This is a genomic window from Neoalteromonas arenosi (genome assembly GCF_030362855.1).
Taxonomy (GTDB): domain Bacteria; phylum Pseudomonadota; class Gammaproteobacteria; order Enterobacterales; family Alteromonadaceae; genus Alteromonas_E; species Alteromonas_E arenosi.
Window position 1 is genome coordinate 374,967 of sequence record NZ_JAUCBP010000006.1, and the last position, 14,040, is coordinate 389,006.

Genomic DNA, 14,040 nt, shown 5'->3' on the forward strand with positions numbered 1-14,040 from the left:
AACTAATTGTCGTAAAAGCCACTGACCGCGTAGATGTCTTCAATCAATGACAAAACTTTTAACGCGTCTTCACTATTGCCATTGGGCAGAGGTTGATCATTGAGTATTGCCGCGACAAACTCAGCGTGCTCAAGACGCCAACTGTCATCATTTTCAAACCACACGGTTTGCTCGGCCGGCTTACCCATTGCAAAGGTGATGTCTTCGAACTCGCGCTTCCCAGTAACGAGTTTTTCCGGGGCATAACTTCTCGACTCAGATAAGATACCATCGAGATTGATAAAACCATTCTCAAAGCACATTTCAAGCAGGAACTTATGCTTCCACTGCGTTGCACTGCTGTGCAAGGTCGCAATCACGTCGCCTGATTTGAGGGTTACAAAGGCATTGTCCTCAACGTCGACATCCCAATAACCTTTGGATAGTTGAGCCGCCGTCACGTCAAACGATAACCCGCTCAAATGATGGAACAAATCAAGCATGTGAATGCCTTGGTCCATCAAGATGCCGCCGCCGCTATAGTTTTTAAAGTTACGCCAGTTCTCGTGATAATCGATGCTACCCGCTTTACCATAAACACCACGCATCCAAATCAGACGGCCAAATTCACGGCGTTCAATCAGTTGCTTCGCTTGACTAACGCTATAGTGTAAACGGTGGTTAAATCCGTACTTAAGTACTCGATCTGAGTCTGCTTCAGTCGCAATTACAGTAGCAAGTTCGGCTGACGTCTTAGCCGGTGGTTTTTCACAGAAAACGTGTAAACCTTTTTCTAAGCCTTGCTTGGTGTATATTGCAGCGACATTGTTAAACGCGCACACAAATAATGCATCAAGGTCGGCATTGAGCAATTCGTCAAAGGATTGGCATTGGGTTACCGCGGAGGGAATATTAGCGGCGTAATCAGGATTAGTTTCAAAAACTGCAGTCAGCACAGTGTCGGGATGATGCGCGATTTCTCGCGCACGAATTTGTCCCATTTTGCCAAAACCGGCAATCCCGCATTTCAGCTGGGCCATACTTAACCTACGTCTTTTAACTCAGCACTTGATTGTAAATGTTGATAGTAAGAAAAAATCACGTGATCAACCATCATGTGCAGATCTTCTACCACACCATAATCACCTTTCTCCGTAGCAACGTGGAAAACGTGATCAGCATCTTTGCGCAGTTCGCCACCATCAAATCCGGTAAGACCGACAACAGGAGTACCGATTGATTTAGCGTATTTAACCGCTTTAACGATATTGGGCGAGTTTCCGCTACAGGAAATACCAATAAGTAAATCTTCAGGCTTTAAGCGCCCTTCTAGCTGTGTGCTGAAAATATTTTCATAACCCGTGTCATTAGCAATTGCAGTACACACTGACACATTGTCACCTAAGCTCTCTACGTCAAATTGGCGGATCCCGCGTAATTTCAAACCGACTGCCAGGTCATTTGCCATATGTGACGCTGTGGCTGCACTGCCACCATTACCCATAACGAAAATACGACCAGATGCAGCATGACAACGCTCGAGCGCTTGAATAATGTCAACGATCTCCTGTGGATCGATGCGCGACAACACTTGCTTAATTCTTTCAATATAGCCCTGCACAAAACTTAGCATGGTATTCCCCTTAAACTGTATCAATAAGGTATATCTGTTTTATTTTATCGTCGGAAATTCCAACTTCTGAAGTTAAATATTTCCTGATCGCTTGTTCTCGCCCTAACACACAGATCAAAACCACGTCGTATTCGAGCTGTTTTAGTCTTCTCGGATCCTCAACAAATTCCCACTGTTGATAGTTCAAATCCACGGTGCAAATCACACTATCTTCGAGTAACGGAGTTATCAACCGTCGAAAATGACTATTGCCATATAGCACGATCCGATGATACTCGGCTTGCAGTTGCGTCAGTTGTTCGATGACGGTGTTGAGCTGCTTGCTAAAGCGCAGCAGAGCCGCCTCGTTGGCGCCACCAGAATCATGCTTAACCTTATCTGACATTGACGCAGAATAGAAGCATTGACGTAACTTTAGCAGCGTTGGTTGGTCGTCAATGTTATCGAAAAAATCAAAGTCGTCGAATTTATAACCAAAGCGCATAAAGCGCTGCTGAATTTTCTCAAAACGTTGTAACGCAGCGGCAGAATATTGATTGTCTAATTTTTTTACTAAGGCAAGTGCACATAGCGCCAAACGCTTTTTGAACGCCTGCGGCTCAGCTTCTTCTTGATTGGCAAGCCATTCGCGCGTTTGTTCCAACATCCAAAACATATCCTCGATATTTTTGTCTGATAACACGTTGGTTAATGACTCTGCAGCAACGTAATAGTGATACAAAGGTTCTTTTATGACCTGCACATTATTCGCATGCCAATACAACTTGTAGCTTGTGGCTAAATCCTCATAAACCCTATGCTCTGGAAAACCTATGCCGTAGTCCTTAAACAATGCCAGCGAAAACACGCGAGAGCATGCTGAACTGTCGCTTTCGCAGCGCAATACTCTTGCATAATTACCCGTCACACTGCGTCGCATGCGCCAAATATATTGTCCATCCGGTGCACGCCGCTCGTAATCGAACTCAATAATGTCGGGGTGTTCTGCATGAATGATTGTGAGGAGCTTTTGCAACGCTAGAGGGGCTAATTGATCGTCACTGTCGACAAACATAACGTAGCTACCCGTAGCCGCGCTGACCCCAGTATTACGCGCGCCCCCCAAGCCTTTGTTTGATTGATTTAGCAAGCGCGAGTTGGGAATATCGCGCAAAGTACGCTCCACAAGCTCCGGCGTGCTGTCTGTCGAGCCATCATTGACGACAATCAGCTCGCACTGTTCAAAAGCCGTTTGATTAACGATGCTACACAAAGTCGCTGAAACCGAAGTTTCAGCGTTAAAGGCCGGTACGACAATACTGATGTAGGGCTGAGTCATCGCTTCTGGCAAATGAGCATTTGTGTCGCCTGATGATAGTTTGTGACGCGATGGTCAATCACGTCAAATGCGCTATCGATATAGCGTCTGAATTCGGCAAATCCCCATTCGCGTTGATGCGCCTTGTTGCGCGGCGGCCCGAGCTGGAAAGGTGAATCTGGCGGGTAGACCAAATCGCGATCAGGGGTTGATAAAATCAAGTACTTGAACTCTTGATGCTGTAAAAAGCGCAGTAAGTCATCTGGATCAACCAAGTGCTCAATCACATCTGAACACACTACAACATCAGCACTAAATTGATGCTCAGTAGTAAACTCTGACACCTGCCAATTGTGCTCTGGATACTTTTTCCGCAGTGTTTCAACATTGACTGGCAATTCTAATCCCAGCGTATCGTAATCACCTAAGTACTTGATGAGCTTATATCCCGAACCTGCGCCGACATCGACAATGCGCTTGAACCCGTGAGTTTTCATCAAGCCCAATGCATGTAAATAGACCTCCAGTTGCCACTCGTCTTCGCAGTCAGTATCGTCGTAGTGATGATATTCCGTGCGCGATACATAATGACTAGGTAACTCAAATGTTTTCGGCGGTGCAAATGACACATGACTGCGTTCTTCGATGAGAGTTTTAACCCGCTGGGCTGCTAAATCTGAAGGAGCAACGGCTGCTGGCAAGTTACATTTGCGCGCCAAGAATTGTGCTGCCTTTTTGCGCACGTCGACGCGTACCGCAAGATTGTGAGCTATTGCTTTGGCCAAGTCTTGTTCGTTATCAACAATATCAAACGCCCCCATTGGATCGTTATACAGCTTAACTTGCTCACCGTGCGGGTTAAAGTAGATGACGGGTTTACCCAAGGCCAACGCTTCAATTAATACTGTACTAAAACGCGTTATGACAAGTGAGGATTCGGCGATTGTTTTATAGACCGACGTGGTAGAAACTTTATCCGCGGGCAATTCCCCTTTGTCCGCAGGATGCTGTGAGATGATAAAATCAGCGCCCGCTTGATCACATGCCGCAATAGCTTGAGACACCCAACCATCTCGCGCTTCTTCAAACGAACCGTAAGTAAAGTTTACATTTAACATTACGCGTGGCGTATCGGGCTCGTCGACCGGCCGATGATACATAGCAAATAGTTTGGGTAAGCCAACAACTGTGCATTTGTCCGCCTTGTTAGTCAGGAATTTTAAATCGTCACTGCCCATGGTCATCACATATTCGACGGTTTGATAGGCGTTGCGATCATAGCTGTAGTCGGTATCCTCGAAATCTTCGATACCATCAACCATACCAATAGTGAGAATACCGCGCTCTCGCTCGCTTTGAATGAATGGTCGCCCGAATGCTTGTTCCCAGTCGATCGATGCTACAACACAGCGACGATTAACATTAGCTAATGCATCACGGCGCACGCGGGGAATATCGCTGTTCTGTTGATACCCATGGGTCACGTCTGATTCTGGGCCGCCGCCAATATCGATGATCGCAGAACGGATATTTATTTTACTTAACGAACGACTCAGTAACGACATATCCGTTACATTTGAACGATTAAACGGCAGCAGCAATACATCGTAGTCGTTCGAAGCGTTCAACAGTGCCTCAAAGTCACTGACCGCAATATATTGAAAAGAAGCGGTGTCATAAACAAATGCGGGCGCTGCAAAATTGGTGGCGATTTCACGCCAATAGTTCGGGCTATTGATGACGATACAATCTGCCGCGTTTGCAGCAGTGATATCAACACCGTCTGCACTTTGCTTATATGAGTCAAAGAAGCCAACTACATTGGCGCCGGTGGCTTCTAAATCCGCCTTCATCTGGCGAGTGAGATCGTTATCTGGTGCGAGTACTATCGATTTATTGGCAAAAAAGCTAATGGGTTTAAACTGATCTTTCATTAAGCACCCTGCGGTCTATTCGTTTTATATGATAGGTATGGTGTTAGTATCGACATAAAAATTATTTTCTAAATAGCTGCAACTGGCTTCAACCGCGCTGCAATCCATAGTCATCAGTGATAAGTGGAATCAATCCATCGCGCAGCTGCTGCGCAAATGTCTCGGCTTTATCCAACGGATAAACCGAACGGATTAGCGCTTCAAGCAGGATTGGATGCCCTACCGGTCGCCCAGCATTCATCGCTTTGTCAACCAAGTTTTCTGCGTCTATTGCAGCTTCAAACGGTATGTATAGATAGTATGGAAATTCGATGTATTGATTAAATTCGCTAAAGCATTCAACCAATTGCAATAACTCCGGATTGCGTTCTTGATAATTTTCAACAAACGTCAGTTTGGGAATCACTATCGTATTAACGAGCTCTTCTTCAACTGCCCTCGCACCGTGCATAACGTGCATCGGATCGACGTAATAACTGCGGTTTCCGGTAAGAAATTCGGTCACTTGACTGTCACAGCGGATTGCATCATGAGCAAACACCATGGCGAGGTTAAGTGACTCGTATGTTTGTCTAAGTCCCTGAAAAGCCGACAAGTCATGGGTGACAATAACAATTTGTGGGGGTTGCTCGGTGCTAGCTGCCATACGCAAGTCTTGATGCACTTGATCTAATGGTATGGTGTCCATGAAAATCAAAAGTGCATCAACATCTGCTGTATTAGTTTGATTGTCGACTACCACTAACTTGGGCGCTACTTTAGCTAAGATCCGCGTGGTTTTCTCTTGATAGTTCGGTGTAACTCGCACCATGGTACGTCGTTCAACTAGATTCCGCTCAAGATAGATTTGTTCGCGCTGATGGTGAAGCGAATGAGCGAAATCATAGCTATTCGCAAAACACAGATACTCTGATTCAACGGCACGCAACATCTTTTGCCACGCATGCACAGCTTTCATCAGCGGCGACGCCTCGCCGCCGTCACTGTCAGCCGAATCACCGAGAGAAATCAGCTTACTAAATACCGCATGCGCATAATTACTACTGCCATAAATCAGATAAAACAACAATGAACGACCGGATTGATAGCTGTTATGCAACGTAACTTTGGTTTGGCTGATTAAGCTTTCCACGTCAATTTCGTCGGCTAAACACTGTGTCGTCAAACTTATCAGGTGCGCGATCTCTTTCTTTAATAACTCAAGCGAGTAGCGATGCCCAAACTTCTGCTGGTAATCCCCTTGCTCGCCCACGCCCTTAAAGCAGTTAGTTTTGATTGCCGCGAGTGCTGACTGCTGTTCAGTTGGTGATGAGGTAATTAGCACATCTTCCAAACGCAACGGACTAGTGCCAGCGATTCTCGCTCCGTCTGAGCAATTAAAACTTTCAACAGTATGCGAGCGCAAAGAAAGCTCAAGAATATCTTTTGCAATTTTAAATTCGTACTTGGTTGATACAACCTTACGAAAATTACCCGCCACTAATAATTGCGAACGATTTTTGCGTTTGTAATCATACAGCTGTACGCCTTTGTCATCGTAATATCCGCTGAGTTTCGAATGATGGGATTCCCAATCAATAAACCCCAAATCAACGCCCAAAAAGTAAAGTTGATGAAAACCCAGCTCGAGAAATAAATTGACGACAAAATTGGTCACGGTTGGAAACGCGAATTCGAGTGTCGCCCATTCATCGGCCAACAGCTTTTGCGCTGACACCGTCGAAGACTCTCCTTCCTTGAAAGCCAGCATAGTATCTTTAAATAACGCGGCAGTGTGCGGGTGAATGCCATTGCATGACAACAAGGTTATAGATTTTAAAAACTCAAACGCATTGATCCGCGAGTTCCAATCAAAAGTGGCGCGATTCTGCTCAATCTCTGCGTGAAAGTCTGGTGTAATTCCACTGCGATAAAGTACTTGTAAAGCAGTACCACAAGATACCACGATAACGTTTTCGCGCTCCGCTTTAATCAGTTCAATAGACTGATCAAGCGATGGTCCATTACCGACAACAAAAACAGGAACATCGCGGTGGGCAAGACTCAACGAGGTAGAGGCGTTCTTTATTAAAAATTTAGCGCCGTCGTTAATTAATGCACTGGTATGTGTTATGCCGAAACGCGCGTGATCAAAACACTCACCCATAGCAATAACCACTTGAAGCTGCTCGCGCAGGTGATTGACAGCATCGACTAAATCCGACCTAAAATAACCTTGATAGAAGAACGTATTGGCCAACATATATGGCCCAATCGCATAGAACTGATTGAGTAAATCTCGAAATAGGTTCTCGCCATTATCACCAATGTTCAGATATATGCGACGCTCAGTAGCGTCGATATCTTTCAATAGCGAAGACCAATCTAAGGCGAATAAGCTGGCGTAAAAAAAGTCTGGGTCAGGTTCACAAATGAATAAATTTTGAACTTCGTGAGCAGCGGTTAATTCCTGTAGTGAATAGCCTTGCAACAAGCCGAATAAAATTAATGATTGGACGTTTTCTGGCAGTTCATTGCGCTTTTCTTCGGTGTCTTCGAGTAACACTTCGGTGGCTTTAACAAAGCGATAATGAGTATAGGCTTTTAATTTTTCACCATCGTACCCCAAGATCAAACCATCTTTGTTGGGAAAGCGTTTGAACGTCTCATAACTGTTGTGACCGTCTTGTTCTGCACCATTGACAGAATAGACTTCGGCCAGTGTTTTATGCACTAACTCCACACTGCCTGCCGCATTTCGCATGGGTAACCATTGTTTCGGCTTATAGTCACCAAACTGGTTAGCTAAGTCTGGAAAGTACTCCTTAAACGCAATCATGTTTTGCTGAAAACGATGATCGTCTAACGGACTAATTTCCGAGAAGTTCTCACTCTGCAACGACCGAGTCCATCGAGGTAGTGACAACGAGGATGTCTGATAGAGATTGAACGGCAGTGGTTTAGACTTTAACTCCGCCCAAGAGTGCGCCAAAAATTCCTGCTGGATGGCATTAAATACGGTGTTATTGCAGTGCTTGTAAATATACACAGAGCTTGCATTAGTATGCTCAATAAGTTCCGTTAAATCGCTGATAATGTTCGCGCCGCTCTCGCCCACTTGAAAATAGATTGACGTATTTTTTTGTTGCGCAGCTTTGAGAATTTCGCGCCAATCGCAGCTGAGTAATGAGCCTTTAAACAATGATGTTTCTGGCTCATAAATGACCAAATGTCGGATCGTATAATCATTGATCAAACGCTGTAAGTGATAACCTAACCCAACCCCCAAAACCACTACGCATTCAGATATTTCCGTAGGCTCCTGAGGTGGGTGTATGGTAGTCGAATGAAACTCAACAAAGGGCAATCGGTGGATATGCGTGCGATATTGTTCTTCGACCTCTTGTCTGGGGGACTGCCCATAAAAAACACTCCCGGTGGTGACATCGACAAAATTCATCTGCCCAGATTGATTTAAAAATACGCTAATCGCATCCTCGCTATGCCTATTTAAATGCGCCAGTACGTTTGGGGCATAGAGTTTGAACGCGCGAATGTTTTGGCGCTGCCGCAGATCGAGTTCGCTGCTGAGGTTTGATTCAATAGCAGTTTGAGTTTGCTCATCAAAATCTAAGTGCGCACGAATATTTTGATACATGTCTGAGTTTTTTATGGTTATAGCGACAGTGAGATAACAATAACACAGTCTGATTTAAGAGTCTGGCTTTCAGCGTGTCTAAACAAAGTGGAATTTTAAAAAACTGTCGTATTGTTGAGCGACTGTAAGTTCCAATTTTTGTCAGGTGTACGCCAATCGCCGTAATGGGTAGTCAGATAGTCGTCTGTTTGCGCTGGTATCGGATACGAAAATCCGTCTATTACTTGTGTTGATAACTGACGAGAGAGCGCGGCCGGCATTCTAATCCCTCGGCTTGCCAAGCAATAATCACTGTGTTGTTGGTCTGCATATTTGACAAAAAAATCAATGCTAGGCAAGTCTTGCTTGTCTTTACAACACAACTTGAACGAGCGCAGTGCGCCTGCAGGCACGTTGCCAAACCCTTGATCTGTGTATAACACCTGTAAGTCCCAATGCGATCGACATACACGTGCAAGTTCTTGCTGGAGTGCTGCCAATGCCACTTTCAACTCGTCAAGCTGAGCACTACTGACCGCAAAGTCGAGGTCATCATCCCACGGGATTAAGCTATTATCGCGGTATAGACCTAACAGGGTGCCAGCGTCAATATGGAAATACAGGCCCGATTGTTCAAGCTGCTGACAACATAGTTGCAGGATACGAATATTGGCTCCGCTGTGCGTCCCCGAGTCAGCAAAGGTCGTTGCGGTCATCATTCGCGCCGGGATATTGCGTACTTTACTGGGGGTAACGCCAAAGCGTTCAAGGAGTTCCCCTTGAATTTGCTCGAAGTACTCACTGGCGACAAAAACTGCATCAACATGCCGAAACCGCTCAGTTTCTGGAGCATTAATGGGTAAACCTTGAATCATTGAACCGTGTTTATCACTGTCATTGTCAATAAATCCGAGTACATCATATTGCTCCTGAATATGAGACAGCGAGCGCTGCCCTGCCAAACCCGCACCAAAGATCAATGCGCGCGGTTTTACCTGCTCAGTTGCAACTTTATCTGTAGCCATAAGTGTGCCCTTTGCCATCGTCAAACGCCGTTTTGCTTCAGCTAGATAGCCGGGATAATCTGAGCCTATCGCATTGGCAATCTTGTTGAGCACTGTTTCGACAGTCTTAAAACGTGTCGGACAGTTGTAACAAAAGTCCATGTAATGTTTAACTTCTTCATCCGTTAATTCTAGGCCAGCGGTAGACAAAAACTCTGTGAAGCGCAGTCGATATTGGCGATCGCGTAGCTCTTCATGTTGATATATCACCGAATCACTGTGCTGACGATAGTGATACAAATCTTCCTGCACATTGTGTAGCGTGACATTGGACTGCCCCACCAACCTAAATAAGAAATCTAAGTCTTCGATATGAGTGTATTGCGGTTGAAAAGGATGGCCTTCAAACACTTCACGGTCAGCGAGTAAACTCGCGTGAATTAATGGACAACGGCCAAAGAACGCCAACATGCGGATATCGTTATCGTGCTCGCGATAATGCCATACAGCCTGTTTAGCACCAAAAAGCGAAACCCAACAGCCCACAGCTGCTGGTCTTGAAAGTGTTTGGATAGCGGCGAACTGCTGAGCCAATCGCTGTGGCGCTGATAAATCATCGGCATCCATGCGGGCCAGCAATGGCGCTGTAGACCATGCTGTCAGCTCATTAAGCGTTGCAACCAGTCCTCTATTTTCCCGCGACTTTACCCGTATACGCGGTTCTTTTTCTTGCCACTTTTGAGCTATAAGTAAAGAACTATCGGTCGAACCATCGTCGAGTATTAACAGCTGCCAATCGCGTAGTGACTGATCAACGATACTCTGGATCGCGGCGTCCAAATGCTCACCAGCGTTGTAGACTGGCATAAGAATTTGAATTTCCACGCTATCGCTCATCGCACATTTACCACGCGTGTTAGTCCACTGAGTAAATCAATACCATCCCACAGATAATTAAAATCCAGTGCTTCACCGATTGGTACTACGCGATCAATCCCGGTGTATTGCGGCGCGGTGAGTATTGTGGCAATTTCCTCTGACTGATAACCCGCGTAGGTTAAGGTCTGAAACCTATCAGTAATATATGCGCCAATATCACTGGGTTGAGTAACGGGTATCACAATAAAGCACCACTGCCCCAAATGTTGACTTATAACTGCTTCAGGCTGTTGAGTCACTATTGCTGTTATTTGACCGCGCCAAATAACTTCAGCGCCATTGTTGGCTGCCGCATACTGACTGAACACCAGTTGTTCGTTAGCACGGGTGAGCGAAGGCTGAATTTGTTCGTTTAACAATTCGGCTAACGATTCTAGTAACGCCGTTAAAGCGCTCGTACTTCCTTGCCAAAATATCATCCGTGGCGATGAACAGGCTTGTTGGTCATAGGGCAATGTATCGCGTAATAGCCGCTGTGCCGTATGGGCAATTTTATCGTTATTGTCGAGTTCATCACCGTTGAGAATAGCGGCTGATACGCGATCGGCAAAACAGATATCTCGTGTTCGCGGTTTCGCAGCATAGGCACGAATGCTATTTACACTGGTATCGCCTCCCCAGATCACGCGCGCATCCGCAATTGCACTCAATCTTGCTGTCCAATTACTGGTTTTTGGGTATTGGACAAATTTATTGCGTGCAGCCAGCTGAGCAAACTCTGGCAATTGCAAGAGTGCATTAATGGCGTTGATGAGTGCAGATTGTATAGGCGTTACCTGAGATGCTAAGCGGACAATGTTTTTATTTCCCAGTAGTAAGCCGTAACACCAGCTGTAGACAAACATAGTATCCACATTACCCGGGGCAAAATGCACAGTTAGCCCAATCGGCTTATGCAATTGGGCATCAGACTGTGCTGTCAGAGGACAACTGACATTGCGAAGCCAAAATCCCAATGCCACAATCTCAGGGAAGTTTTTATTCTTAGGGTCGAGTAGGCTTTTCGATAACGCTTTAACAAAACTCAAGGCAATAGCGTCCTTAACCGGCATACAACTAGCGGCTTGAACTTCATTAAGCCAATCGCAATCGGAGCCGAACGACGGAGCTAATAGCGTTATGTCATCTTTATCTGTTGGTGGGTATTCATTCATGTGTATCACTACAACCTCTAACCTCGACTTTGGGTAACCGACCGCTAACCGAAAAATATTTACCCTTCCATCCGCATGCACAATCGTCCTCGCCATGCAAAACACCCAGGTCCTCTGTCAGCAGACTGTGGCCGGGATAACTGGTCGGAACGGCAGATAACACTTGCAACAAGCCCTGCTGCTCAAAGCCTGTAACTCGTAAAGTATTTGGGTCTCGAGCAACTACGTCGGCAAAACTTGGTGCGTGTAAGTAACCGTGTGAACACTCCATGAAAATTGAACCGACTTGCTCGGCCATACCATAAAAATTATGCACCGCGGTAATGCCCGTAAAGTCTTTAATCGTGCGCTTGAAAGCAGTATTGTCAACCTTCAGGTGCTCGAGTTTTTTCCAGCCCCCACTGTGCAATAAAACACCATGAGGTAAGTTCAGTGTTTGGTTTTTCTGCGCTAAAGCGTCCAACCAATACTGCCACACCATAAAAGTAAAACCGAATACCAACACTGGGCCAGAGCCGTGCTCAGCACAAAACTGAGAAATCGCTGACCAATTAGGCGTCATATCATCGTTAAGTGCGTAGGTGTGATGACGCCCAAAAAAAGCTAGACCTTGAATACCTGCCGCTCTAGCACTAAACGCAGCATCTCTGCCGACCGTGGCGGGTGCATCTATTATCAGCATCGGCAGCCGCTGTTTACCTAAAACCTGCTGCAAAATAGCCACCAACACTTTAGATTGACGTTGGCTAGTGGCCTTATCCAGCGTTACCCTTGCTGGCGTTTGGCCAGTGGTCCCTGAAGACTGTAAAAGTCGAAAAACATCTTCGTTTGCGACACTTTTCAGTTCCATGAGCTTGAATAAGCGCACCGCTAGAAAAGGCAAAGTATCAATTGTTGAGGCCGACTCATTACTAAAGCTGCCGAGGATATTGGCAAAACCGGCACATCGCTGTTGATGCAGCTCTGTTAACGTCGCAAGAAGCGGCAGTAAGAGGCGCTGTTTTGCAGCTCGATCCAATCCGAACACAGGCTGGCTTAGCAATGCATCAAATTGCTGCTGATAGCATGCTTGTATGTCTTTTGTACTCGTACTCATCGCGTTACTGCCTGCGCTGCCAATTGGTCAATAGCTGAATAATCACGCTTCCCATTAGCTGTTAGCGGCAGTGATGGTAATTGTATGAGTTGAACCGCGCTGAAATGGATACGGGTTTCGCTTTGCAAATATTGTTGCAAATCTTCTTTTTGTTCGTGTGAAAGTGTTTCTGTTGCAACGATTAAGCGCTTGTCAGTGCCGCTACAATAGCACTCAACACCCCGTGCTCGAATATTGTTTTCAAGCAAATCCAAGTCAATCCGAATTCCAAAAGGCTTAATAAACCGCTTCTTGCGACCAACAATGTAATAATTTCGTTGTGCATCAACCTCCGCTAGATCACCGGTAGCCAGCCATTCAATTGGCTCAAAATTCGCAAAGTCCTCGGCATCATGAACGTACCCCATCATTACATTCGGGCCCGCATACTGTAATTCTCCATCCTTCAGCCGGAATTGACCATTCACAATCGCTCGGCCAATTATGCCTGGGGTGACATCGTCTTGTTCAACTTCATAGTAGGCCATGCGCGCGGTCGCTTCGGTTTGCCCATACATAATAAAAAAGCGTTTGTTGGAGCTCCGACTGAATTCACATAACGCAGTTAAAGTATCCGCTGCGAGCTTCCCACCGGCTTGAGTAAAATACTTTAAGTGGGGCAAGGTCATCCGCGTAAACCTCAGTCTGATCAGCATTTCATAGAAATGGGGTACACCTGCGAAGCTTGTAACACCAGCGGTTTTCATCAACTGCCAAAATGCTTTATCAACAATGGTATAAGGCGTTAATAGCAGACTTGCACCACTGAGCAAATGTGTATTGAGGACTGATAAGCCGTAAGAGTAAAACAGCGGCAGCGTATTCATTGCACAATCACCTGAAGCGATTGGCAAATAAGCACATATCGATTCAGCATTAGCCTGCAAGTTAGCATAGCTCAACGCTACATATTTAGCTCCACCGGTTGAGCCTGACGTTGGGAGGAGAATTGCAACATCGCTGTCGATCGAAAATTGTTGTTGCCCGTTTTCACAGAGTTTTCCAGCGTCTAAAATTGCGTGCGCTTGAAACTGCTTCGCTAGTTGCTGATGGCTGGACTCCGTCATTTCTGGGTCAATAATAATTGCCACGCAGCGCTGCTGAAGAGCCGCTAGGTAGTCAATTACACTGTCCAGCGTTGCGTGCATCTTAACTAACAATACGCACCGCTGCTGCGCTGGCAACGCTGCCTCCAACCGCGCCAACATCTCTCTGCGCCGAGCCACTAACTGCGCTAACTCTGCGTATGTAATGGCAACTTCAGAATAGTCTTGACCATTCGTCGACGTAACCGAATTTAAAGCGACTGCATTTGGGTTTTGTTTCAGTTCAAAAAACATAGGTGTTGC

General features: G+C 45.8%; 9 protein-coding genes. All 9 read right to left on the reverse strand.

Features of this window, described 5'->3' with window-relative positions:
• Positions 1 to 2: 2 nt before the first annotated feature.
• Positions 3 to 1,019 (reverse strand): Gfo/Idh/MocA family protein, encoded by a 1,017-nt coding sequence (locus tag QTP81_RS05975; protein WP_289364376.1) that lies wholly within the window; start codon positions 1,017 to 1,019, stop codon positions 3 to 5.
• Between the two features lie 2 nt (positions 1,020 to 1,021).
• Positions 1,022 to 1,612: an SIS domain-containing protein gene (locus QTP81_RS05980; protein ID WP_289364377.1), complete on the reverse strand. Its 591-nt coding sequence runs from the start codon at positions 1,610 to 1,612 to the stop codon at positions 1,022 to 1,024.
• 10 nt (positions 1,613 to 1,622) lie between these two features.
• Positions 1,623 to 2,930 carry a glycosyltransferase family 2 protein gene (locus QTP81_RS05985; protein WP_289364378.1) on the reverse strand — a complete coding sequence of 436 codons (1,308 nt, stop codon included), beginning with the start codon at positions 2,928 to 2,930 and terminating at the stop codon, positions 1,623 to 1,625.
• The gene (locus QTP81_RS05990; RefSeq protein WP_289364379.1) at positions 2,927 to 4,843 is read right to left on the reverse strand and encodes a methyltransferase domain-containing protein; all 1,917 of its coding nucleotides are present in this window, start codon (positions 4,841 to 4,843) and stop codon (positions 2,927 to 2,929) included. The genes QTP81_RS05985 and QTP81_RS05990 overlap by 4 nt, the downstream gene beginning before the upstream one ends.
• Positions 4,844 to 4,931: 88 nt before the next feature.
• Positions 4,932 to 8,480: a 6-hydroxymethylpterin diphosphokinase MptE-like protein gene (locus tag QTP81_RS05995; protein WP_289364381.1), complete on the reverse strand. Its 3,549-nt coding sequence runs from the start codon at positions 8,478 to 8,480 to the stop codon at positions 4,932 to 4,934.
• 95 nt (positions 8,481 to 8,575) lie between these two features.
• The gene (locus QTP81_RS06000; RefSeq protein WP_289364382.1) at positions 8,576 to 10,360 is read right to left on the reverse strand and encodes a glycosyltransferase; all 1,785 of its coding nucleotides are present in this window, start codon (positions 10,358 to 10,360) and stop codon (positions 8,576 to 8,578) included.
• A complete protein-coding gene (locus tag QTP81_RS06005) occupies positions 10,357 to 11,556 on the reverse strand; it encodes an acyl-CoA reductase (RefSeq protein WP_289364383.1) in 1,200 nt (399 codons plus the stop codon). Before QTP81_RS06005 ends, QTP81_RS06000 begins: the two co-directional genes overlap by 4 nt.
• Positions 11,549 to 12,652 carry a LuxE/PaaK family acyltransferase gene (locus tag QTP81_RS06010; protein WP_289364384.1) on the reverse strand — a complete coding sequence of 368 codons (1,104 nt, stop codon included), beginning with the start codon at positions 12,650 to 12,652 and terminating at the stop codon, positions 11,549 to 11,551. The genes QTP81_RS06005 and QTP81_RS06010 overlap by 8 nt, the downstream gene beginning before the upstream one ends.
• Positions 12,649 to 14,031, reverse strand: a complete 1,383-nt coding sequence (locus tag QTP81_RS06015) for an AMP-binding protein (protein WP_289364385.1) — start codon at positions 14,029 to 14,031, stop codon at positions 12,649 to 12,651. The genes QTP81_RS06010 and QTP81_RS06015 overlap by 4 nt, the downstream gene beginning before the upstream one ends.
• Positions 14,032 to 14,040 lie beyond the last annotated feature (9 nt).